22 protein-coding genes are annotated in these 24,048 nt (G+C 37.5%); all 22 read left to right on the forward strand.

Annotated features, from left to right (window positions below):
- Positions 1–548 precede the first annotated feature (548 nt).
- The 22 genes from IGJ53_RS04435 (at position 549) to IGJ53_RS04540 (ending at position 24,034) form a co-directional block, all read left to right on the forward strand.
- Positions 549–1,520, forward strand: a complete 972-nt coding sequence (locus IGJ53_RS04435) for a PhoH family protein (RefSeq protein ID WP_086307657.1) — start codon at positions 549–551, stop codon at positions 1,518–1,520.
- Between the two features lie 23 nt (positions 1,521–1,543).
- Positions 1,544–3,736, forward strand: coding sequence for an HD family phosphohydrolase (locus IGJ53_RS04440; protein WP_259741687.1), 2,193 nt, complete (start codon positions 1,544–1,546; stop codon positions 3,734–3,736).
- A gap of 28 nt (positions 3,737–3,764) precedes the next feature.
- Positions 3,765–4,241 carry an rRNA maturation RNase YbeY gene (gene ybeY, locus IGJ53_RS04445; RefSeq protein ID WP_002291700.1) on the forward strand — a complete coding sequence of 159 codons (477 nt, stop codon included), beginning with the start codon at positions 3,765–3,767 and terminating at the stop codon, positions 4,239–4,241.
- The gene (locus IGJ53_RS04450; protein ID WP_002316408.1) at positions 4,225–4,620 is read left to right on the forward strand and encodes a diacylglycerol kinase family protein; all 396 of its coding nucleotides are present in this window, start codon (positions 4,225–4,227) and stop codon (positions 4,618–4,620) included. The genes ybeY and IGJ53_RS04450 overlap by 17 nt, the downstream gene beginning before the upstream one ends.
- A gap of 14 nt (positions 4,621–4,634) precedes the next feature.
- Complete coding sequence (gene era, locus IGJ53_RS04455) at positions 4,635–5,534, forward strand: GTPase Era (protein ID WP_129165964.1); 900 nt, start codon at positions 4,635–4,637, stop codon at positions 5,532–5,534.
- Between the two features lie 142 nt (positions 5,535–5,676).
- Positions 5,677–6,489, forward strand: a complete 813-nt coding sequence (gene recO / locus IGJ53_RS04460; RefSeq protein WP_438749650.1) for a DNA repair protein RecO — start codon at positions 5,677–5,679, stop codon at positions 6,487–6,489.
- A 385-nt stretch (positions 6,490–6,874) separates the two neighbouring features.
- Positions 6,875–7,792, forward strand: a complete 918-nt coding sequence (gene glyQ / locus IGJ53_RS04465) for a glycine--tRNA ligase subunit alpha (protein WP_002305598.1) — start codon at positions 6,875–6,877, stop codon at positions 7,790–7,792.
- Between the two features lies 1 nt (position 7,793).
- Positions 7,794–9,869, forward strand: coding sequence for a glycine--tRNA ligase subunit beta (gene glyS / locus IGJ53_RS04470; protein ID WP_010732173.1), 2,076 nt, complete (start codon positions 7,794–7,796; stop codon positions 9,867–9,869).
- Between the two features lie 383 nt (positions 9,870–10,252).
- Complete coding sequence (locus tag IGJ53_RS04475; protein ID WP_010732174.1) at positions 10,253–11,032, forward strand: hypothetical protein; 780 nt, start codon at positions 10,253–10,255, stop codon at positions 11,030–11,032.
- A gap of 45 nt (positions 11,033–11,077) precedes the next feature.
- Positions 11,078–12,022, forward strand: coding sequence for an LCP family glycopolymer transferase (locus IGJ53_RS04480; RefSeq protein WP_038398524.1), 945 nt, complete (start codon positions 11,078–11,080; stop codon positions 12,020–12,022).
- 15 nt (positions 12,023–12,037) lie between these two features.
- Complete coding sequence (locus IGJ53_RS04485; RefSeq protein ID WP_010732176.1) at positions 12,038–12,817, forward strand: YveK family protein; 780 nt, start codon at positions 12,038–12,040, stop codon at positions 12,815–12,817.
- A 12-nt stretch (positions 12,818–12,829) separates the two neighbouring features.
- Positions 12,830–13,528 (forward strand): CpsD/CapB family tyrosine-protein kinase, encoded by a 699-nt coding sequence (locus IGJ53_RS04490; protein WP_038398527.1) that lies wholly within the window; start codon positions 12,830–12,832, stop codon positions 13,526–13,528.
- Positions 13,529–13,554: 26 nt separating this feature from the next.
- Entirely contained in the window at positions 13,555–14,319 is a 765-nt protein-coding gene (locus IGJ53_RS04495) for a tyrosine-protein phosphatase (protein ID WP_259741688.1), read from the forward strand.
- A gap of 12 nt (positions 14,320–14,331) precedes the next feature.
- A complete protein-coding gene (locus IGJ53_RS04500; protein ID WP_438749656.1) occupies positions 14,332–16,149 on the forward strand; it encodes a polysaccharide biosynthesis protein in 1,818 nt (605 codons plus the stop codon).
- A gap of 10 nt (positions 16,150–16,159) precedes the next feature.
- Positions 16,160–16,774: a sugar transferase gene (locus IGJ53_RS04505; RefSeq protein WP_311135310.1), complete on the forward strand. Its 615-nt coding sequence runs from the start codon at positions 16,160–16,162 to the stop codon at positions 16,772–16,774.
- Positions 16,771–17,655: an NAD-dependent epimerase/dehydratase family protein gene (locus IGJ53_RS04510; protein WP_259741690.1), complete on the forward strand. Its 885-nt coding sequence runs from the start codon at positions 16,771–16,773 to the stop codon at positions 17,653–17,655. Before IGJ53_RS04505 ends, IGJ53_RS04510 begins: the two co-directional genes overlap by 4 nt.
- Positions 17,656–17,701: 46 nt before the next feature.
- Positions 17,702–18,724, forward strand: a complete 1,023-nt coding sequence (locus IGJ53_RS04515; protein WP_259741691.1) for a polysaccharide biosynthesis protein — start codon at positions 17,702–17,704, stop codon at positions 18,722–18,724.
- Complete coding sequence (locus IGJ53_RS04520) at positions 18,721–19,830, forward strand: capsular polysaccharide biosynthesis protein CapF (protein ID WP_259741692.1); 1,110 nt, start codon at positions 18,721–18,723, stop codon at positions 19,828–19,830. The genes IGJ53_RS04515 and IGJ53_RS04520 overlap by 4 nt, the downstream gene beginning before the upstream one ends.
- 3 nt (positions 19,831–19,833) lie before the next feature.
- The gene (gene wecB, locus IGJ53_RS04525) at positions 19,834–20,958 is read left to right on the forward strand and encodes a non-hydrolyzing UDP-N-acetylglucosamine 2-epimerase (RefSeq protein ID WP_259741693.1); all 1,125 of its coding nucleotides are present in this window, start codon (positions 19,834–19,836) and stop codon (positions 20,956–20,958) included.
- Positions 20,955–22,106, forward strand: a complete 1,152-nt coding sequence (locus IGJ53_RS04530; RefSeq protein ID WP_002336786.1) for a glycosyltransferase family 4 protein — start codon at positions 20,955–20,957, stop codon at positions 22,104–22,106. The genes wecB and IGJ53_RS04530 overlap by 4 nt, the downstream gene beginning before the upstream one ends.
- Before the next feature lie 2 nt (positions 22,107–22,108).
- Positions 22,109–23,170, forward strand: a complete 1,062-nt coding sequence (locus IGJ53_RS04535) for a glycosyltransferase (RefSeq protein ID WP_104836089.1) — start codon at positions 22,109–22,111, stop codon at positions 23,168–23,170.
- A gap of 45 nt (positions 23,171–23,215) precedes the next feature.
- Complete coding sequence (locus IGJ53_RS04540; protein WP_259741694.1) at positions 23,216–24,034, forward strand: glycosyltransferase family 2 protein; 819 nt, start codon at positions 23,216–23,218, stop codon at positions 24,032–24,034.
- The last annotated feature ends 14 nt before the right edge of the window (positions 24,035–24,048 follow it).

The following is a 24,048-nucleotide window of genomic DNA, read 5'->3' on the forward strand; positions in this document are numbered from 1 at the left end:
CACCTTTTTTCGCTTAAAAAAGCTTCTTCATTCACGGACGCTTTTTGATAAAGTTATCCGCTAGCCTGATAATGGAGGCAGCCACAATGATCTACGTTTTCGACATTGACTCGGAAATGATGTTCGTCTATTCGATTTATTGTCATTTCTCACTTACATGACTCACTGGGAATAAATCGTTGAATAGCCTACTGTTTTCCTCGACGCTTTGCTGTATGTTTATTTGTTGACGTAATAATACACCTGTTTTTTTTGAAATGCAAGAATATTTTAAATATTTTGTTTTCTTTTTTTGAAACAAGAAAAATACCTAGAGAATACCTGTTGAATGAAACGAAATATTTTGTTCTCCACTTTCATATAACTTACATTCTCAGCTTCTTTTTATCAAAACGAGACCTTTAGCGAATGAAAACGGCTATTTTTTAACGTTTCTTGGTACGTATGGTTAAGCGACTCTTTTACAACCTTTTCTTATTTGCTATATAGTTTCTTCTGAGTATGGTAAAATAGGAAAGAATGAATCGAAAAAAAGGGGATGTCTATTTTTGACGGAAGAGTCTAGTTCTTTAGAGATTAGATTGACAGCAGCTGATGATGTCAGCATGCTTTTAGGTGCACACGACAAGCATATAAAACTGATCGAGGAAACAACGGAAACAACCATCCATACACGTGGAGAAATCATTCAGATCATTGGTGAGCAATCCCAGATTTCCTTGGCTGCCTCAGTCATTCGGACATTACAGGAATTGATCAAACGAGGAATCCACGTAAGTACGCCAGATGTTGTGACGGCATTGAAAATGGGGCAAAAAGGTACATTAGATTATTTTGTTGAGATGTATGAGGAAGAGATCGTCAAAGACCGTAATGGAAAACCTATACGGGTAAAAAACAGCGGTCAAAAGAAATACGTTGAATCGGTAGCCAAACATGACATCGTATTTGGTGTAGGACCAGCCGGAACAGGAAAAACGTTTCTTGCCGTAGTATTAGCAATTGCTGCCCTAAAAAAAGGCGAAGTGCAAAAAATCATTTTGACGCGGCCCGCTGTGGAGGCAGGGGAAAACCTAGGCTTTCTACCCGGGGATCTGAAAGAAAAAGTGGATCCTTATCTGCGGCCTGTTTATGATGCTTTATACCAAATTTTTGGATTGGATCATACGAACCGATTGATGGAACGAGGCGTGATCGAAATCGCACCTTTAGCTTACATGCGGGGGCGGACATTGGATGATGCATTCATTATCTTGGACGAAGCACAAAACACGACAGTCGCTCAGATGAAAATGTTCTTGACTCGTCTCGGTTATCAATCAAAAATGATTGTCAATGGGGATACAAGTCAGATAGACTTGCCTCGAGGGACGACAAGCGGTCTTGTTCATGCAGAACGAACACTAAAGCAAATCAAAAAAATCGATTTTGTTAATTTTGAAGCAAGTGACGTTGTTCGGCACCCTGTAGTTGCCGAAATCATCAAAGCTTATGAAAAGGCGGATCTTCATCAAGAATAAGCTTTGCTTAGGAGGATAAGCACATGTTGAATAAAACACTGCAGAAACTACAAGAAAAACTCGGAAAGGCAGCATTGCCTTTCCTTCTGTTCTTGTTTTTTATCATTGTCTGCGGCGTTACATTTAGTAGTGTCAAACAAAAGGCCAATGATTTTAGAGAAGGCCAAGTAGCAGAAGAGAGTATCCGTGCGAATAAAACGATCGAGAACACGGAAGAAACCGAACAAAGAAGAAAACTGGCAGCAGAAGCAGTGACTCCAGAATATACTTATCAAAAAGATCTGGCAGATGACCAGAACAATCGGATCAAGCAATTATTCGAATTGATCGATAAGACGAATGATACCATCAACAAATCTTATAATGACAAGGTAGATAAGGCGAAGGAAGATGAAAATATCCCGAAACCTACTACAGAAGAGCGGATTGCTACACTGAAGAAAAATTTTGAAAACGTGAATGCAGAAAACGTTGCGTTTTACCAAAAACTGCCGAACAATTTTTATTCGACGATATTTGAAATGACTGAAACGGAAATTCACACGGTTAGGGATGAAAGTTTGAAGCTCATTGACGAACAGATGAGTAAACAAGTTCGTGAAAGCGAATTGGACGCTTTTAAACAAGAAGCAGAAGATCAGATTCAATATTTGAATGCCACAACAGAGCAGCAACAAATGATTCGCTACTTAGTGGATCAAGGCATTGTAGTCAATGATGTATTGAATGAGAAAAAGACAGAAGAATTAAAACAATCTGCACGAGAAGCTGTACAACCAGTGATGATCTTCCAAGGAGAAATCATTGTTCGCGAAGGAAATCAAATTGATGCTTCAGCGATGAAAAAATTGGAATTACTAGGATTGACGAATCAAACGACTTCGATTTTCCCACTCATTGCCATGGTTTTAGCTGTTTTGCTTCAAATCGGTGTACTGATTTATAATTCACTTCAATTCCAAAATGCAGGAGAAAGAACAAAATACGTACTTTTCTACGTGACAGCAATGTCAGTCAGCGTAGTACTAATGAAATTTTTCCAACTCTTCCAAACAGAACAAGCTGCTTATATTCCGCTGTTTTACCCCGCGGCTTTTGCTCCACTTGTTTTAAGCTTTTTCTTGAATCGAAGAGCAGGGATCATGGCTGGTATTTTCCAAGCAGTATCCGCACTTTTCATTTTTTATGATTCGATTGGCACGAACTTTCTGACAGTTATTTTGATGTCCTATGTATTTTCTGGTCTCATGGCAACGATCGTCAGACGCAAACGGATCTCAGAACAAGGGTTATCCGCAGCTATGTGGGTCATTATTTTCCCTGTGATGATGGATGTCATTTTGATTATCTACCAAGGAATGAGCTTTGGGGATGCAACGACTTGGTTAACGCTAGTCTGCGGATTCACAGGTGCACTGTTCTCATTCTTGCTGACGATAGGTCTGCACCCCTATATTGAATTGATGGTCAATGATGATAGTGTGATCGTATTAAATGAACTCAGCAATCCTAATCACCCTTTATTGAAACAGTTGCTGGAAGAAGCACCAGGTACGTATCACCATAGCATGATGGTAGCCAATCTAAGTGCTAATGCTGTAGCAGAAATCGGTGGTCGTTCTTTACTAACTCGAGTAGCTTGCTATTATCATGATATCGGCAAGATCAAACACGCCAGTTTTTTCGTTGAGAACTTGCCTTCAGGAGCGGAAAATCCGCACAATTTCTTATTGCCAGAAGACAGTAAACATATTATCTTTGGACATGTGACAGATGGTGCCAAAATATTGGAAGATTATAATATGCCGCAAATGGTGATCGATATTTGCAGACAGCATCATGGAACCACGCTGATGCGTTATTTCTACGTTAAGGCAAAGGAACGCAACCCGGAAGTCACGGAAGAGCAATTCCGTTATCCTGGACCAAAACCTCAAAGCCGTGAAGCAGGAATCGTCAATATAGCTGACAGTTGTGAAGCGGCAGTACGGGCAATGGACCATCCAACGAGCGAAAAAATCGAAAGTTTTGTCCATAATCTTATTGAAGAGCGTATTTCCGATGGACAATTGGACGACAGTGGATTAACGTTAAAAGAAATCCGTAAAGTAGAAAAATCATTGATCAGCGGTTTAAGCAGTACCTTCCATTCTCGGATCAAATATCCTAAAATGAAATCGGAAGTTGAGAAGATAAAAGAAGAACAAGAAGAATAGCAAGAAGAATAGAAAGAAGCGATGTATAATGGATATTACCTTCATGGATGAAACAAACCAAGTCTCAGAAGAGAAAATGAAAGAAATCGACGACTTGTTGCAATTTGCAGCATCATATTTAGAGCTGCCAGAAGAAACAGAAATGTCTGTTACTTTCATGGACAATGCAGCAATCCAAGTAATCAATCGTGATTACCGTGGAAAAGATGCACCGACAGACGTCATCAGTTTTGCCTTGGAAGAAGAGGGCGAAGACGAAATCCCAGTGATTTTTGAAGATGGAGAGAATCCATTGCCTCGTGTACTAGGAGACATCATGATCTCTACTGAACGTGCTGCAGAGCAAGCAGAAGCTTACGGCCATTCGTATGATCGGGAACTTGGCTTTTTAGCGGTTCATGGATTCTTGCATATCAACGGGTATGACCATATGACACCAGAGGATGAGAAAGAAATGTTTGGTTTACAGAAAGAGATCTTAGATGCCTATGGACTTAAAAGATAAAAACGTAGAGAAAAACAAACATTTCCTGATGTCCGTGGAATTTGCCGTCCAAGGAGTCAAAACCGTTTTTGAGGAAGAACGCAACATGAGGAAACATGTTGCGTTCGGAATCCTTGCTTTGTTTATGGGCGTGATTTTCCAACTTGATCGGATAGAATGGTTATGGCTGCTTTTAGCTGTTTTTCTCGTATGGATAGTAGAGATCATCAATACTGTTTTTGAAAATGTCGTGGACATGTTTACGGATTTTCATTTTCATCCGATTGGGAAAAAAATCAAAGATATGGCAGCTGGAGCAGTTTTAGTGACCGCTTGTTTTGCCGTCATCGTTGGATTGATTTTATTTGTCCCTAAAATATATCATTTGTTGTTTAATTAAAAAGGAGAACGTATATGCCAGAACATAAATCAGGGTTTGTCGCAATCGTCGGCCGCCCGAATGTAGGAAAATCCACATTATTGAATCGAATCGTGGGTCAAAAAATTGCCATCATGAGTGACAAGGCACAGACAACTAGAAATAAAATCCAAGGAGTATATACTACACCAGAAGCTCAGTTGATTTTTATTGACACACCAGGAATCCATAAACCAAAGCATCGTTTAGGAGATTTTATGGTAGAAGCAGCTTACAGTGCGTTGAAAGAAGTGGACGCGGTCTTATTTATGATCAGCGCTGATCAAAAACGCGGTCGGGGAGACGATTTTATTATTGAACGTCTAAAAAACGTGCATTCTCCTGTTTATCTGATTATCAATAAAATCGATAAAATCCATCCAGACGAGTTATTGGGAATCATCGAAGATTATTCAACGCAAATGCTTTTTGCACAAGTGATTCCAATTTCTGCTACAGAAGGAAACAACGTCGAACGTTTGATGGATGTATTAGTCAGTGAAATGCCAGAGGGCCCACAATATTTTCCAGATGATCAAGTGACTGATCATCCTGAATACTTCATCGTTTCTGAATTGATCCGTGAGAAAGTCTTGTTTTTAACACGAGACGAAGTGCCTCATTCTGTCGCAGTCGTTGTTGATTCGATGAAGCGAAACGAGAATGATAAAATCCATATCCAGGCTACGATCATCGTCGAAAGAGATAGCCAAAAAGGGATCATTATCGGCAAAGGCGGAAAAATGCTGAAACAAGTAGGAACGAAAGCAAGAAAGGATATCGAAAATCTTTTAGGAGACAAAGTCTTTCTAGAACTTTGGGTCAAAGTTCAAAAAGACTGGCGAGACAAAAAAGTCTATCTGCAAGACTTCGGCTACCGAAAAGACGAATATTGATATTCTGAGCTTCTTGTAAGTCAGGTATAGAAATAAACTGAATAAAAATCCGCGTGTTGAGAAAAGCTGCGGAAGATCGCAACATAAATGATCTGGATCGGCAGAATCTGCTTTTCCAGATTTATTTTTTAGGAGGGAGAATATGAGCCAGCTTGCAGAATCAAAAGGCTTGATTTTATCTAGCCGTAATTACAAAGAAAAAGATAAATTAGTCAAAATCTTTACGGAATCTTCTGGCAAAATGATGTTTTATATCAAAGGGATCCATCGGCAAAATCAGCCCTTAGCTCCGGCTTTGCTCCCTTTTACTGAAGCAGTTTATATCGGGAATTTTCGAAGTGAAGGTTTGTCATTTTTAAGCAGTGTCAAAGATGTCCATGCGTTTCGACACATCCAAGAAGACATCTTTTTGAGCGGCTATGGCACATATTTATTGAATCTAGTAGATGCGGCAATCGAAGATCATCAGTACGACCCGCATTTGTTCCAGTTTACGCAACAAGCACTGCAACAGATGGACCAAGGAGATGATGCAGAAATCATCACGAATATTTTTGAAGTCCAAATACTGCAACGTTTTGGAATTGCACCAATCTGGACACACTGCGTCGTATGCGGGGAAACAAAAGGAAAATTTGACTATTCTTCCAAATATGGTGGTGTGATATGCGAAAGACACTGGTCGATGGACGATCACCGTTATCATGCAGATCCTCGAGCTGTTTATTTCGTTCGGATGTTTTCAGCTATTTCTTATGATAAGATCAGTGGAATCCATTTGAAAGAAGAAACCAAACAAGCAATCCGTGAACTCATCGACCAGCTGTATGATGAATATGTCGGTATCCATTTGAAAAGCAAAAAGTTCATCGATCAAATGAAGTCTTGGGCACACGTATTAAAGATGCCAGAGAAAGACATGCCTGAAAAAGATCTACCTGAAAAAGAAGAATAGTAAATGAAACATACAACAAAAAATCAAAACCATTTGACAAACACAGGGAGTTCCGTCTATTATTAACCGTAGATCAAATAGATCGTTCACTGAGAAGATCTATTATAGAAACAAGAAAACTGCAAAATGAATACGTACATTGACCAAGATCAGTAAAAAACACGTGGTTTAGCGAGTTCGGGAGAGTGGGAGCCGGACCCAAACGATTTTTGAAGAGGCACTTGAGAGTACGATAAATGAAGCTGCCGAATCTTTATTCGGAAGTAGGGTGGAACCGCGAATTATTCGTCCCTATGTCTGTAATCAGACATAGGGATTTTTTGTCGTTTTCTTTCCTGTATTCTTATTTGACAGCAACGTTTTAAAATTGAAAGGGGCAAAACAGATGAGTAAAAAATTGACCGTCCAAGATATGATTTTAACATTACAAAAATTTTGGTCATCAAACGGCTGCATGCTGATGCAAGCTTATGACACAGAAAAAGGAGCAGGTACGATGAGCCCATATACCTTTTTACGGGCAATCGGACCAGAACCATGGAATGCTGCTTACGTAGAGCCATCTCGCCGACCAGCTGATGGACGTTATGGCGAAAACCCAAACCGTTTGTATCAGCATCATCAATTCCAAGTCGTGATGAAACCTTCACCTGAGAATATCCAAGAGCTTTATTTAGAAAGCTTGCGCCTTTTAGGAATCGATCCATTAGAACACGACATCCGTTTTGTTGAAGACAACTGGGAGAACCCATCCATGGGCTGTGCCGGTGTGGGTTGGGAAGTATGGCTTGACGGAATGGAAATCACACAATTCACGTACTTCCAACAAGTTGGTGGACTGCCTTGCAAACCAGTAACTTCTGAGATCACTTATGGATTAGAACGTCTTGCTTCTTATATCCAAGAAGTTGAAAGTGTCTATGATTTAGAATGGGCTGATGGCGTGAAATATGGCGAGATCTTCAAACAACCAGAATATGAACATTCTAAATATTCTTTTGAAGTAAGCGACCAAGACTTGCTACTAAGCAACTTTGATCGTTTTGAAAAAGAAGCTAAACGCTGTATCGATGAAAATCTTGTTCATCCGGCGTATGATTATATCTTGAAATGTAGCCATACATTCAACTTATTAGACGCCCGTGGTGCAGTATCCGTAACAGAGCGTGCCGGTTATCTTTCTCGCATCCGCAACATGGCTCGTGCTGTAGCCAAAATATTTGTGGCAGAACGCGAAAAATTAGGATTCCCTTTGTTGAATAAAAACACAGCAAATCCAGAAACCGTGAAGGAGGCTGAATAAAATGGCAAAAGACTTATTACTTGAAATCGGGCTGGAAGAAATGCCTGCCCATGTTGTCACACCAAGCATGAAACAATTAGAAGAAAAAACAGCAAAATTTTTAGATGAAAACCAATTGACTTATGATACGATCGAAACATTTTCCACACCGCGCCGTTTAGCAATCAAAGTAACAAACATTCCAGAACGACAAGCGGACAGTGAAGAAGAAGTCAAAGGACCAGCCAAAAAAATTGCTTTGGACGCAGATGGAAACTGGACGAAAGCAGCTGAAGGATTTGTCCGCGGACAAGGTCTGACGACAGATGCGATCACTTTTAGAGAATTAAAAGGTGTAGAATATGTCTATGTAACGAAATACACTCACGGCAAAGAAGCAAAAGAAGTATTGACAGGTTTAGCAGATGTCATTAAAAGCCTCACTTTCCCAGTAACGATGCATTGGGCAGAATACGATTTTGAATATATCCGCCCTATTCACTGGATCGTGGCATTGTTAGATGACGAAGTAATTCCATTCGAAATCTTGGATGTCAAAACAGGCAGAGCCTCTCGAGGTCATCGTTTCTTAGGCGAAGATGTGACATTTGCGCATGCAAAAGAATATGAAGAAAAATTGAATGAACAATTCGTCATTGCGTCTCCGCAAAAAAGACAAGAAATGATCGTTACACAAGCAAATGAATTAGCAGAAAAAAATCATTGGGTTATTGATTTAGACGAAGATTTACTAGAAGAAGTCAACAATTTAGTCGAATATCCAACTGTCTTTTCTGGCGACTTCGAAGAAAAATATCTTTCTGTTCCTGAAGAAGTACTAGTCACTTCTATGAAAGAACATCAACGTTATTTCGAGGTACGGAATGATCAAGGTATGCTGCTTCCTCATTTTATTTCTGCTCGTAATGGTGATCGGGTAAAATTGGAAAATGTGGTTCGAGGCAATCAAAAAGTATTGACTGCTCGTTTAGAAGATGCGGAATTCTTTTATAATGAAGACAAGAAAGCTTCAATCGATCAATACGTTGAAAAACTAAAAACTGTTACTTTCCATGAAAAAATCGGTAGTATCTATGAGAAAATGCAGCGGGTACAAGTCATTGCCCGTATCATTGGCGAACAAGTAGGACTATCTGAGGAAGAATTGATGGATTTGCAACGAGCTGCTGAAATCTATAAATTTGATCTAGTAACCAACATGGTAGGGGAATTTCCTGAACTACAAGGGATCATGGGCGAAAAATATGCGCTGCTGAAAGGCGAGAAACCTGCTGTAGCGACAGCGATTCGTGAGCATTACATGCCTATATCCAGTGAAGGAGAGCTACCTCAGTCTACAGTAGGTTCTGTTTTAGCGATTGCAGATAAATTAGATAGCATCTTTTCTTTCTTTGCAGTTGGGATGATTCCAAGCGGGTCAAACGATCCTTATGCCTTACGTCGCCAAGCATACGGTGTCGTTCGGATCATCGAATCGAAAAAATGGGCCTTTCCTTTGTCTGTTCTGCAAGAAACGATTAGCGATGTTATCAGTAAAGATACGGATCGTTTCGGCATTGGTTTATCAGAAGGACAACAACAAGTGATCGACTTTATCAAAGGTCGTCTGCGCCAATTACTGACAACGAAGAACATCCGTCATGATGTCATCGAGGCTGTTTTGAATGCGGAACAAAAAGATCTGACAAAAGTATTTGCAGCAGCACAATTGTTCAAACAACATCTTGCAGATGAAGACTTCAAACCTTCAATGGAAGCTTTGACACGTGTCGTGAATTTAGCGAAAAAAGCTCAGCTTGAAAAACAATCAGAAGTAGACCCTGAGCTGTTCGAAAACGACGCAGAGAAAGAATTACACAAAGCAGTAGAAGCAATGAAAGCAAGTTTTGCTGACCAAACGATCCACGAAAACTACGACCAGCTTGTCGCTCTTCGTCCACTGATTGAAAATTATTTTGATCAAACGATGGTCATGGCTGAAGAACCAGCAGTACGTAAGAACCGACTAACACAACTTAGTCAAATAGCTGCCATGGCTTTGTCATTAGCAAGCTTGGATCAAATCATCACAAAATAATCTTTTGTTTGAAAAACAGAGAGCATGCACGCAACGTGCTGTGCCTCTGTTTTTTTGTTATAAATATAAATAGCTGTTATTAATTCTATTTTAATAATTTTTGTTATTTTATTTTTTGTTCGAATTTTCAAAATGCTCATGAAAAGAGAGGAAATAAAAATGAAAACGATTAATTGGAATGTCATTAACGTTTTATTTACTTTTAAATTATGAATTTCCCTAGTCAAGAAAACTGTTTGTGGTATGATTATATAGGGAAAACCTGCTTACAAATATTTCTATGAATATATTAGTTTAATTATGCTTTTAAATAAAAAGCGCTCATTCTGATGTGAATGAATCACATCTTTATTTATCTATCATCAATATTTAGGAGTGAATCTATGGAAAAGCCGTTCGTCAAGTTATTGGCTACTGTGGCGGTAGGCATAGGCGCTATTGTGATTTGCTTGTTTGGATACCATTTCAATAATCAGCGGCAACATCATCAACGGATCAATTACGCAGAATCTGCCATCACCAATCAAAAAGACACCGTGACCTCTTTATCAAAAGAAGTAGATAAGCTGTACAGTACAAAAGAAAAAATTTTCCTAAATCCTGAAATAACAGAAGAAACAGTTTCAAATTTGTCACATAAACTATCTTCTATCAAACTTTCAGCAGATGATTATGACATCAAGGAATCAGAATTACCTAAAGAAGCTGCTGCGATCCAAGAAGAAAAGAAAGCAGTCTTCACACAGTTAGAGGATGCAGAATCAAAACTGAAGATCCAGACGGCTGTCAATAAATTATTTACTAAAAACGTATCAAACTGGCAGCAAGCTGTGGATGATGTCATCATCAAAGAAAAGTTGGCAAGTGCAGATGTCGCCCATGTACGTGAAAATATGAGCTTTTTTAAGGATAGTGCTTGGAAAACGGTCGTTATGCAATATCTAGGATTCGCTGATACCCAAATTGCGCAAGTCACGCAACTAGATCAGCTATTCGATACGATGCTGAAAGACGGTCAAGTAACAGCTACTGCTACTTACGATCAATATTTGACCGCACTCAGTCTCATCGAACAGATTCGGAATGAAAAAATAAGAGCCGCATACGCGTCAAAAGCAGAAACAGTCGCTCAGCAAATGGGCTATAGCAATACGAGCTATTAATAGTAAAAGCGAGGATTCAAGCAAGGCTAGCAAACGGAGGAAACTATGGCAAAACGAAGAAGAAAATCAAGAGGGAAAAAGATATTTCTAATTATTTTAGCAATTCTTGTCGTATTAGTATTAGCAATCGTAGGAGTAGGAGCAAAATTATATCTAGATCTCTCACATTCTATTGAAAAAACTTACGAATCAGTGGAACGAACCCAAGGAGAACGAACAAAACCAGTTGATCTGGACAAACAAGAATCTTTCTCTGTTCTATTGATGGGAATCGATACGGGAGATTTAGGTCGGGTCGATCAAGGACGATCAGATACGATGATGGTTGCCACAGTCAGTCCTGAAGACAAACAGACAACGATCGTCAGTATTCCTCGTGATACGTATGTCGATATCGTTGGTCGTGACACAAAAGACAAGATCAACCACGCTTATGCATTCGGCGGAGCTGCCATGGCGATGGATACCGTACAAAAATATGTAGACATCCCAATCGACCACTATGTTTCAATCAATATGAAAGGTCTAAAAGAACTCGTTGATGCAGTTGGTGGTATCGAAGTCAATAATGACCTCACCTTCTCACAAGATGGCTATGATTTTACGATCGGTAAAATCACATTGAACGGGGATCAGGCATTGTCTTATTCTCGTATGCGTTATGAAGATCCAAACGGTGACTACGGCAGACAAGAGCGTCAAAGAAAGATCGTAGAAGGTGTAGCGAAAAAAGTATTGAGTCTGAACGGTGTAAGCAACTATCAATCCGTTTTGAATGCTCTAGAGTCGAATATGAAAACAGACATGAGCTTTGATGAAATGAAAAAGATTGCTTTAGATTATCGGGATGCATTTGGTACAATCAAGCAAGATCAGCTGCAAGGAGAAGGCTTCATGCAAGACAATATCTCATACCAAAAAGTCAGCGATCAAGAACTTGATCGTGTGAAAAAAGAATTAAAGGATCAAATGAATCTAGAGAATAAATAGGAAAGTGGAGAAAAAATGGAAGAGACTATCAGCTTGAAAGAAATTTTTGAAACATTACGCAAACACGTGATAACAATCCTCATCTCAATGTTTGCTGGCTTGGCCATCTCAGGCATCGTGACGTTTTTCATCTTGACACCAAAATACAGCTCACAAGCCCAATTGATCGTGACACTGCCACAATCAGATACTGCAAATGTCAATGATGTCAATACGAACCTGCAAATGATCAATACGTATAAAGATATGATCGTCAGTGATCTAGTACTAAATGAAGTCAAAGATCGTTTAGAAACAGAAGACAATGTGAAAATGACTGCTGGACAAATCAAAGATGCTATCTCCGTCAATCAGTCACAAAATTCACAAATGTTCTCGATCCAAGCAACAAGCACGAATGCAGTGACGGCTCAACAAATCGCTAATACAACGTCACAAGTATTCCAAGAGAACGCCAAAGACGTGATGAATGTCGATAAAATCTCGATCATCTCAGGTGCAGTTGCCAATACGACACCTGTTTCGCCAAATAATAAATTGAATCTAGTGATTGGCTTAGTGTTAGGAATGATGGTAGGTGTAGGTCTAGCTTTCTTATTTGAATTACTCGACCGGACAGTAAAAGATGAAAAATATGTGACGGATACATTAGGCTTCCCGATCTTAGGGACTGTACCAGAAATGTCAGCGAAAGAATTGAACGCTGGTGTTCGTAAAAAAGGACCAGCTCCGACACAACCAAAAGCTACAAACGATAAAACAGCGCCATCACGCAGAAGCCGCTCAAGAGTCTAGGAGGAAAGAAAAATGGCACGAACACAGAAACAAAAAGCAACCCAAACTCATGCAGTCAGTTTGGTCACACTCACAAACCCCTCTTCACCAATCGCCGAACAATATCGCACGATTCGGACGAATATCCAGTTTGCCTCCGCAGCTGGTCAGCAAATCAAAACGATTGTTGTGACTTCATCAGGACCTGGAGAAGGGAAATCGACCACTGCAGCAAACATTGCCGTTGTTTTTGCCAAATCCGGTCAACGGGTGCTGCTAGTCGATGCAGACTTACGTAAGCCCGTCATCTATAAAACGTTCAAGTTGAACAACGCAAGCGGATTAAGTACCGTTCTTAGTTCATCAGGGAGTGTAGCAGATGAGATCCAACGAACGCCAGTCGAGAATTTGTCGATTCTACCAAGTGGACCTAAACCACCAAATCCATCAGAGTTACTAAGCTCGCCAAGAATGGATCAGATTTTAGCAGAAGCAAGACAACTATTTGATGTAGTGATCTTCGACATGCCGCCAGTCGTTGCCGTAACAGATGCACAGATTATGTCTTCAAAAACGGATGGTACCTTATTGGTCGTACGTGAAAATACGTCACGTAAAGAATCATTGTCTAAAGCAAAAGAATTGCTGGATATGGTACAAGCGCGTGTCCTTGGTGTTGTATACAATGGGGCAGAACACAGCAAAGATGCTGGTTATTACTACGGGAATTAAGAAATAAAAGAGAGGAGACAAGAGAAATGATTGATCTACATTGCCATATCCTGCCAGGAATCGATGACGGAGCAGAAAACTTAGATGCCAGTATCGCCATGGCTGAAAAAGCGATTCAACAAGGGATCACACATATTTTATGCACACCCCATCATAATAATGGAAAATACAGCAATGAAAAATCACAAGTCATTTCTCTAGTCGCTTCGTTACAAGCAGAATTAGAGAAAAGACAATTGCCTTTGACGTTATTGGAAGGACAAGAAGTACGTATTACTGGAACGCTGATCGAAGACATCCACCGAGATGAAATTTTATTTACAGATTTAGATGATACATATCTTTTGATCGAATTTCCGACACTGGAAGTGCCGTTATATGCAGAACGGCTCTTTTTTGAGTTGTTACAACTAGGAAAGACACCAGTGATCGTCCATCCAGAACGCAACGCGCATTTTCGTAAAGACCCGAATCATTTGCTGCCATTCCTAGATATGGGATGCTTGGCCCAACTCACCGCACCAAGTTATGTCGGTGTATTTGGCAAAGACATCCAGAAAACAGCCAAAATGATGGTCAAACATAACCTCGTGCAAATGGCTGCTTCCGATGCCCATGGGGTCTCTAAACGCACCTTTTACTTAAAAGAATGTTATGAGCAAATCGCCAAGGACTTTGGCAAGGAAAAAGCAGCACAGATGAAACAAGTCGCAAAGGACCTGATCAACGGGGATGAGATCAGTTATCCAGTCTATGAAGAGGTAAAAAAGAAGAAGTTTGGTTTATTTTAGGGGGAATGTAGGGTGTTTGTTTTAACAAGAAGAAGAAAAATCATTACTTTGATTTTAGTAGACAGCTTGTTATTGATTGCTGCAAATAGCGCAGCGGTTAATTTTATGGAGCCGTTTGTAGCTATACCAATAGATCTTATTTTAATCTCCAGCGGGTTATCGATTGTTTTTTATCTATTATATGGTAGTTTTTTCAAAGTATTCACTCGAATCAATCGTTACACCAATTTAAGAGAGATGATTGCGATTTTTGGTTCGTTATCTGCAAGTGCGGCCTCAAGTATCATCGTATTGCTTTTCATAAATAAACAATACAGTTTACGTTTAGTCATCTTTGCATACCTACTTTCGCTATTATTGATCATTGGCAGCCGATTGATCTGGCGTATCTATATCGAAACAAAAAACATGAGGTATCTATCAACAGATTCCGCTAAAAATACCTTGATCGTTGGGGCCGGCGAAGGTGGACGTATTTTATACAACAGTTTTCTTGGTTCTAAAACGGCTCAAGATATCCATGTCGTTGGATTCGTGGATGATGATCCGAATAAAAGAAATACGTATCTTTCAGGAAAAAAAGTACTGGGGTCATTAAAAGATATACCGGAATTGATCGAAAAATATGACATCCAAATGGTAACGATCGCTATCCCTTCTTTATCAAGAAAAAAATTACGAAGAATCTTCGAGTTAGTCGAATCTGCTCATGTGAAAGTCAACACGATGCCTTCTATGGAAGAACTTGCTTCAGGGAAAATCAGCGTATCAAAATTAAAAACCATCGACGTAGTGGATTTACTGGGAAGAGATGAGGTAGAGTTGGATATCGAATCCATCAAAGACCAGATCACGAACAAAGTCATTCTGGTCACCGGTGCAGGAGGATCGATCGGTTCAGAAATCTGCCGGCAAATCATCCAGTTTGACCCTGCAAAACTATTACTTCTAGGTCATGGAGAGAACTCGATTTACTTGATTGACCGTGAATTACGCACGCATCATCAAAAGTGTCCTACAGAAATCGTACCAATTATTTCGGATATCCAAGATCGCAAGAAAATCAATGAGATCATGGAACAATACCACCCAGATATCGTTTACCATGCAGCCGCTCATAAGCATGTACCGCTGATGGAATATAACCCAAAAGAAGCAGTCAAAAACAATATTTTCGGTACAAAAAATGTAGCAGAAGCAGCCAAAGCAGCGAAAGTAAAAAACTTCGTCATGGTCTCGACAGATAAAGCCAACAATCCGCCAAACGTCATGGGTTCAACAAAACGAATCGCTGAAATGATCGTGACTGGGTTGAATGAAGAAGGCTGTACGAAATTCTCAGCTGTCAGATTTGGGAATGTCCTTGGTTCTCGTGGTAGTGTGATCCCAGTATTCAGAGAACAAATTGCTCAAGGAGGGCCAGTCACTGTAACAGACTTTCGTATGACCCGATATTTCATGACGATTCCTGAAGCTAGTCGTTTAGTTATTCAATCTGGTGCATTAGCAAAAGGCGGCGAAATCTTTATTTTAGATATGAGCGAACCAGTGAAAATCGTAGATCTAGCCAAAAACATGATCCGATTGAGCGGATATAGCGAAGACGAGATCGAAATCGTTGAAACAGGTATCCGTCCAGGGGAAAAACTATATGAAGAACTATTGTTGGATAAGGAAAGAAACGATGAAGCAGTTTACGAGAAGATCTTTGTAGGAAACATCAAAGGTTACTCCATGCAAACAGTGATGGAATTCGTCAATAGCCTGCCGCAAGACGACGAACAATTGGCTAAAGAAATTGTCACTTTTGCAAATGCTTCAAATAAGTAGGGGGAGTAAAGTGTATAAAGACGGTTTAAAAAGAGGGATAGATTTTTTATTATCTTTAATTGGTATCATCGTATTGTCACCAATCCTTTTGATTCTATGTATAGCTATCAAAATTGATTCAAAAGGTCCAATCATCTTTAAACAAAAACGGGTAGGAAAAAACAAATCCCATTTTTATATCTATAAATTCCGAACGATGAAAGTAGATACGCCTCAAGAGACACCAACTCATTTGTTATCAAATCCTGACTTTTTTATTACACGAGTAGGAAAATTCCTTAGAAAAACAAGTCTGGATGAACTACCGCAATTATTTAATATATTAAAAGGGGACATGGCAGTCATCGGACCACGTCCAGCGCTATGGAACCAATATGATTTGATTGAAGAACGAGACAAGTACCACGCAAATGATATCCGTCCAGGACTAACAGGCCTCGCACAGATCAGTGGACGGGATGAATTAGAGATCGACTACAAAGCACGTTTAGATGGACAGTACACAGCAAATATCACGCCAATGATGGATCTAAAATGCTTTTTTGGAACCATAATCTCCGTCTTTAGAAGCGACGGCGTTGTCGAAGGCGGAACTGGTTCGGTGAAAAAGGAGGATGCAAAATGAAAAAGATCCTGATTACTGGTGCAAATAGCTATATCGGTACATCCTTCAAAAAATGGATGACACAATTTCAAGACGAGTATCAAATCGACACACTAAGTGTACGAGGTGACGCGTGGCGAGAACATGACTTGTCGGGGTATGATACGGTTTTTCATGTAGCAGGTATCGCGCACGCAGATGTATCGAAAGTAAGCGAAGAAACCAAACAGCTCTATTATGCGGTCAATCGAGACCTTGCAATTGAGACAGCAAAAAAATATAAACAAGATCTATCAGGAAAGAACGGACAATTCATTTATATGAGTTCCATCATTATTTATGGTGAAGAAACAAATATCAACAAAAAACGTGTAATCACTCCAGATACCAAACCAAATCCTTCCAATTTCTATGGCGACAGCAAGCTGCAAGCGGAGATTGGCTTACAACCATTAGATGAGGATACTTTCCATGTTGCTATTTTACGTCCGCCAATGATCTATGGACCGGGGAGTAAGGGAAACTTTCCGGAACTAGTTAAACTAGCGGATAAGTTACCTGCCTTTCCTGCTATTAAAAATCAACGTTCCATGTTGTTTATTGAAAATTTATGCATATATTTAAAAGAAATAATTGATGAAGAAAAGAATGGTATCTTTTTTCCGCAAAATAACGAGTATGTCAGGACCAGTGATATTATACAAACAATAGCAAAATACCGAAAAAAGAAAATAATCATCTTTCCCTATTTTAACTATTTTGTTAAATTGTTAGGATATTTTCCTGGGAAAATCGGCAGGCTTACAAACAAAGCATTTGGAAGTCTAGTTTATGCTCCTAACGAAAGAGACGATAGATTAGTTGACTTCGAAGAAACAATAAAAAGGACTATTGAGAAATAAAATTAATATTCAATTTCGATTTTTAAAAATAGTAGGAGGAATAATAATGTTCAAAGATAAAATTTTATTAATCACAGGCGGCACTGGTTCTTTTGGGAACGCAGTGATGAAACGTTTTTTAGATTCAGATATCAAAGAAATACGTATCTTTTCTCGTGACGAGAAAAAACAAGACGATATGCGGAAGAAATACAACAATGACAAATTGAAATTTTACATTGGAGATGTTCGGGACATCAACAGTGTCAAAAATGCGATGTATGGCGTTGATTATGTTTTCCATGCAGCAGCACTTAAACAAGTACCTTCTTGCGAGTTTTTCCCAATGGAAGCTGTGAAAACAAATATTATGGGAACAGATAATGTCGTAACTGCAGCAATCGAAATGGGGATTCAAAAAGTTATTTGCTTGTCTACTGATAAAGCTGCGTATCCAATCAATGCTATGGGGATTTCCAAAGCTATGATGGAAAAAGTATTTGTTGCTAAAGCAAGAACCGTTACTGACGAACGCACGATGATTTGTGGCACACGTTATGGAAATGTAATGGCTTCTAGAGGATCAGTTATTCCATTATTCATTGACCAGATAAAAAGTGGTAAACCATTAACAGTGACAGATCCTGGCATGACAAGATTTTTGATGAGTTTGGAAGAAGCTGTAGAGTTGGTTGTTTTTGCCTTCCAAAACGCAAAAGCAGGGGATATCATGGTACAAAAATCACCAGCTTCTACTGTCGGCGACCTAGCACAAGCAATCAAAGAATTATTCCATGCAGACAATGAGATTCATATTATCGGAACACGGCATGGCGAAAAGCGTTATGAAACACTACTGACAAAAGAAGAATACTTAGTTGCTCAAGATATGGGTGATTTCTATCGTGTCCCTGCAGACACACGTGATTTGAATTATGATAAGTATTTCGTTGAAGGAAGCAAAGCGCTGACACAAGAAGGAGAATACAATTCAGATAATACACAACGATTATCTGTAGAACAAATCAAAGAAAGACTTCTTGAACTGGAATATGTAAGAAAAGAATTGAAAGAGTGGCAAAATCAATGAATATTTTAGTAACTGGGTCAAATGGTTTTATTGGAAAAAATTTAGTTGCTGAATTAAAAAATGAAGGATTCACAGATATTCTTAGTTTTGATAGAGACACGCCTGTACATTTATTAGATGAATATTGTAAAAAAGCAGACTTTGTTTTTCATTTAGCTGGAGTGAACAGACCAAAAGATGATGCAGAATTCATGAAAGGAAATTTTGGATTTACTTCAGAATTGCTAGAAAAACTAAAAGCACATGGCAATACATGTCCAGTGATGCTTTCTTCCTCTATCCAAGCAGAACTTGATAATTCTTATGGCAAAAGCAAAAAAGCAGGAGAAGAGTTATTAAAGAAATACCAAAAAGAAACCGGAGCACCTGTATATATTTATCGTTTCTCAAACTTGTACGGTAAGTGGTCACAACCAAATTATAATACAGTTGTAGCCACATTTTGTTACAAAATCGCAAGGGACGAAGAAGTGACGGTAAATGATCCATCTGCTGTCATTGAACTTTGTTATATCGATGATGTTGTGAAGGAATTACTTCATTGTCTGAACAGACAACCTTATATGGAAAAGGGGTATTGTGCTGTACGTGAGACGAATGAAGTAACGGTCGGCGAATTAAAAGAACTGATTACATCTTTCAAAAATAGTCGAACGAACTTGAGTGTTCCTAACCTTGCGAGAAGAGTAGAAAAAAATCTGTACAGTACGTACTTAAGCTTCTTACCAGAAGACGATTTTGCTTATTTTCTAAAAATGAATGTAGATGATCGAGGATCGTTTACTGAATTTTTAAGAACAAAAGACCGAGGTCAAGTATCTGTCAATATTTCCAAACCGGGAATCACGAAAGGAAATCATTGGCATCATACCAAAAATGAAAAATTCTTAGTAGTGAGCGGAGAAGGTGTGATCCGTTTTAGGAAAGTAGACTCAAATGAAATAATCGAGTATTTTGTTTCAGGAGAAAAATTGGAAGTAGTTGATATTCCAGTAGGTTATACGCACAATATCGAAAATCTGGGATCATCGAATATGGTGACGGTGATGTGGGTAAATGAACCATTTGATCCAAAACATCCTGATACTTATTATGTGGAGGTTTAAACAATGAAAAAATTAAAAGTGATGACAGTAGTAGGAACGCGACCAGAAATCATTCGTTTGTCTGCTGTTATCAATCGTTTGGATCAATCAGAAGCAATCGAACATATTCTAGTACACACTGGACAAAACTATGACTATGAATTAAATGAAGTATTCTTCGAAGACTTCAAGCTAAAGAAACCCGATTATTTTCTAAATGCAGCAACTGGAACAGCCATTGAAACAGTTGGAAATATTTTGATCAAGATTGATCCAATTTTGGAAGAAGTAAAACCAGATGCATTCTTAGTATTAGGAGATACAAATAGCTGTTTATGTGCAATTGCCGCCAAACGTCGCCATATTCCCATTTTCCATATGGAGGCAGGAAATCGCTGTTTCGATCAACGAGTACCGGAAGAAACAAATCGTAAAATTGTTGATCATACAGCGGATATCAATCTAACCTATAGCGATATCGCGAGAGAATATCTCTTACGTGAAGGATTACCAGCTGACCGTATAATCAAAACAGGAAGTCCGATGTTTGAAGTTCTCAATTCAAGAAAAGAGGACATCCAACATTCCGATGTCCTTAATCGCTTAGGGTTGAAAGAAGGACAATATTTTGTCGTTTCTGCTCACCGCGAAGAAAATATCAGCTCAGAAACAAATTTCTTACACTTGGTAGATAGCTTGAATACAATCGCTGAAACTTACCAATTGCCAATCATCATCAGTACGCATCCGCGGACAATGAAGATGATCGAAGCAAAAGGAATCAAATTCCATGAGCTGATCCAAACAATGAAACCGATGGGATTCAATGATTACAATAAATTGCAAATCAATGCAAAAGCTGTACTAAGCGACAGCGGAACGATCAGCGAAGAATCTTCCATTTTGAACTTCAAAGCATTGAATATCCGTCAAGCACATGAGCGACCAGAAGCAATGGAAGAAGCAAGTGTCATGATGGTAGGATTAGAAAAAGAAAGAATTATGCAAGGACTGGAAGTATTGGAAACACAGCAAAAAGATACTTTGCGACACGTCGCAGATTATTCAATGCCAAATGTTTCGGAAAAAGTATTGCGTATCATCCTTTCTTATACAGACTATGTGAATAGAGTGGTGTGGGGTAAGTGAATTTAGCAAGTTCTAATAATTTTAAAAGGGTAAATTTTTATGAAAATAAAAGAGTAGTATTTATAGTTAATCATGATATTGTTATTTATAACTTTAGAAAAGAAATTGTAGAAGCGCTAATCGAAAAAGGGTATGAAGTTATTATAGTATCACCATTTGGTGAAAGAATTCCTTTATTAGAGGAATTAGGATGCAAATTTATAGAGGTCGAAGTAGACAGACATGGTATGAATCCATTTAAAGAGTTTACTTTAATTAAACACTATAAAGATATACTAACAAAAATTAATCCGTTAGTAGTACTAACTTTCACAATAAAACCTAATATTTACGGTGGACTCGCGAGTGCAAAATTAAATATACCGTATATTTCAAATATTACCGGATTAGGCACTGCTCTAGAAAAGAATTCTTTAACTAGTAAAATATTAGTGTTACTATACAAAATTTCTTTTAGAAGAATCAATAGTATATTCTTTCAAAATAATGAAAATTTAGAGTTTTTTAAGAAAAAAAGGATAGCAAAAGAAAATAAGTATAATTTATTACCTGGTTCAGGTGTAAATTTGAATTATTTTAAACTGTTACCTTATCCTAAGAGCGATGTAATTAAGTTTGTTTTTATTTCAAGACTAATGAAAGAAAAGGGGATTGAACAGTATTTAGAGGCAGCTGAAATAATAAAAAAAGAATATCCTAATACAGAATTCCATATTTGTGGATTTGCTGAACAAGATTACGAAAAGAAACTAACTTCCTTACAGAAATCTGGAATAATTATTTATCATGGAATGGTTATAGATATAAGAAAACTACTAATAGATATGCACTGCACTATTCATCCATCTTATTATCCAGAAGGAATTTCGAATGTACTATTAGAGAGTGCGTCTTCTGGAAGACCTTTGATAACAACAAATCATGTAGGGTGTAGAGAAGTAATAAATAAAAATAAGAATGGTTATTTATTTCAACCTAAAAATACAGATGACTTAGTTATACAGATAAAAAAATTTTTAGATCTTTCATATGAAGAAAAAAGAGACATGGGAAAAGAATCTAGAAAATATGTAAGTGAAAGATTTTCTAGAGATATTGTTATAGATCAATATATGAAAAAAATCGAAAATATTTTAGAAGGAATTTAAAAATGAAAAAAGTACTATATGTAGGGGGATTCATTTTTCCTTATGAAAACGCAGCTACGACGAGAGTAAAAAACATTGGAAGACTTTTAAAATCAATAAACTACGCTACTCAATATTTCAGTATATATTTTGGATGTGATGAAGCAAATTACAACGCTAGCTTACAAAAAAAATCATACTGGGAACAAATTAGTTTCAAAAAGCTAGAAAGATATATATATACTTATCAACCAGACGTAATAATTGCTTACAATTTGCCTAGTATTCTTTTTATTAAGTTGCTATTAAATAAAAAGAGGTTTAATTACGAACTTATAATTGACTGTTCTGAATGGTATGATACAAAAGGTATTTCTTTATTTAAAAAACCAATCAAATGGCTAGATACATCACTGAGAATGAACTTTTTAAATTTCTTATCTAAAAAAATAATATGTATAAGTAGTCGATTAGAAAAAAAATATAGCAAAAAAAAGACTATATTAATACCGCCACTTATGGATGATACTTATAAAATTCAGAATAAAAGAAAACCGTATGTTTTAGTTTTTTCTGGAAATGGAGCGACTGGCAAAGATGATTTAGAAGCTATTATAAATGCTATTAATAACCTTGTGAAAAAGGGTTATATAATTAAATTAGAGATTATAGGTATTGAGGCCGAACAAATGAGTTTAAATTGTTCTGATAAAACATGGCTTAAATTTCATGGTAGGCTTGCACGAAATGAAGCGAGAAAAGTTATAAGTATGTCACACTATTCTGTTTTTTTTAGAAAAGGAACAAGGGCAAATAATTATGGTTTTCCTACTAAGTTTTCTGAGAGTATTGCTTTAGGTGTACCGGTAATAACTAATGATTTTTCTGATATTAGTTGCTATATCACTAATTCTGTTGATAGCTTTTATACAAAAAAAGTGGACGATAACGCACTTGAAAAGATTATTGAAAAAGCTTTAAAATTAGATAGCAATCAATATGATATATTAGTGAGGAATATGAGAAAATTAGACTTTTTCAAAGAAGAAAAGTATCGAGATGAATTTTTTGAATTTATGAAGTAGGATTATTATTTTATTAATTAAAGTAAGTTAGGAGAATAAAAGCCATTGATAAATAAAATTTGTTTTATTGCAATTAATTTTAATAATGCACAATTAACACTGAATTTTGTTAAAAATTTAAATGGGTTAACCAAAAGTAATCCACAAGAAATTTTAGATATAATAATTATTGATAATGGATCAAATCAGGAAGATACTCGTATACTTGATAAAGAGACACAATCTATATCCAATGTGACTTTAATCAAATCATCTATCAACCATGGATATTTTGGCGGGTTGAATTTAGGTTTAAAGTATATAGAGAATAGCTCTTATAAATATGTTATTATTTGTAATAATGATTTAGAATTTGATAGTGATTTTTTACTAAAATTAGATACAGTTAAATTTGAAAAAAGTGTTTTAGCTTTAGCTCCTGATGTAGAGACTGTTACGGGAGTACATCAAAATCCACTTAGAAAAACTAGGATATCAAAAATTGAAAAAGTAAAAAATGATATCTATTGGTCAAATTATTATATTATGATTCTTTTAAAAACTGTATATAATATCTTAAAAACAAATAAAACTATAAAAAATACAAAAATAAATAAGAGTATGTATATTGAAGCGGGGATTGGTGCTTGTTATGTTCTTACTTCCCATTTTTTTAAGTATTATTCTCTGTTGGATGCTAAAGTATTTTTATGGGGAGAAGAAGCCATCTTTAGCGAGCAAGTAAGAAGAGTTAGCGGAAAAATTTTATATGTTCCTGAGCTACATGTGCTGCACCAAGAAAGTCAATCTGTGAAAAAAATTCCTTCAAGAAAAAAATATGAAATGGTACGTAAATCATATAATATATATAAAAAATATTTGTGATTTTAGGTTTAGTT

The sequence above is a fragment of the Enterococcus sp. DIV1283b genome (assembly GCF_051710965.1).
Classification (GTDB): Bacteria; Bacillota; Bacilli; order Lactobacillales; family Enterococcaceae; genus Enterococcus_B; species Enterococcus_B lactis.

Excerpts from the sequence above, each read along its gene's own strand:
- IGJ53_RS04440 (WP_259741687.1), top strand. The coding sequence starts at position 1,544 with ATGTTGAATAAAACACTGCAGAAACTACAAGAAAAACTCGGAAAGGCA.
- ybeY (WP_002291700.1), top strand. The coding sequence starts at position 3,765 with ATGGATATTACCTTCATGGATGAAACAAACCAAGTCTCAGAAGAGAAA.
- IGJ53_RS04450 (WP_002316408.1), top strand. The coding sequence starts at position 4,225 with ATGGACTTAAAAGATAAAAACGTAGAGAAAAACAAACATTTCCTGATG.
- era (WP_129165964.1), top strand. The coding sequence starts at position 4,635 with ATGCCAGAACATAAATCAGGGTTTGTCGCAATCGTCGGCCGCCCGAAT.
- recO (WP_438749650.1), top strand. The coding sequence starts at position 5,677 with ATGAGCCAGCTTGCAGAATCAAAAGGCTTGATTTTATCTAGCCGTAAT.
- glyQ (WP_002305598.1), top strand. The coding sequence starts at position 6,875 with ATGAGTAAAAAATTGACCGTCCAAGATATGATTTTAACATTACAAAAA.
- glyS (WP_010732173.1), top strand. The coding sequence starts at position 7,794 with ATGGCAAAAGACTTATTACTTGAAATCGGGCTGGAAGAAATGCCTGCC.
- IGJ53_RS04475 (WP_010732174.1), top strand. The coding sequence starts at position 10,253 with ATGGAAAAGCCGTTCGTCAAGTTATTGGCTACTGTGGCGGTAGGCATA.
- IGJ53_RS04480 (WP_038398524.1), top strand. The coding sequence starts at position 11,078 with ATGGCAAAACGAAGAAGAAAATCAAGAGGGAAAAAGATATTTCTAATT.
- IGJ53_RS04485 (WP_010732176.1), top strand. The coding sequence starts at position 12,038 with ATGGAAGAGACTATCAGCTTGAAAGAAATTTTTGAAACATTACGCAAA.
- IGJ53_RS04490 (WP_038398527.1), top strand. The coding sequence starts at position 12,830 with ATGGCACGAACACAGAAACAAAAAGCAACCCAAACTCATGCAGTCAGT.
- IGJ53_RS04495 (WP_259741688.1), top strand. The coding sequence starts at position 13,555 with ATGATTGATCTACATTGCCATATCCTGCCAGGAATCGATGACGGAGCA.
- IGJ53_RS04510 (WP_259741690.1), top strand. The coding sequence starts at position 16,771 with ATGAAAAAGATCCTGATTACTGGTGCAAATAGCTATATCGGTACATCC.
- IGJ53_RS04515 (WP_259741691.1), top strand. The coding sequence starts at position 17,702 with ATGTTCAAAGATAAAATTTTATTAATCACAGGCGGCACTGGTTCTTTT.
- IGJ53_RS04520 (WP_259741692.1), top strand. The coding sequence starts at position 18,721 with ATGAATATTTTAGTAACTGGGTCAAATGGTTTTATTGGAAAAAATTTA.
- wecB (WP_259741693.1), top strand. The coding sequence starts at position 19,834 with ATGAAAAAATTAAAAGTGATGACAGTAGTAGGAACGCGACCAGAAATC.
- IGJ53_RS04535 (WP_104836089.1), top strand. The coding sequence starts at position 22,109 with ATGAAAAAAGTACTATATGTAGGGGGATTCATTTTTCCTTATGAAAAC.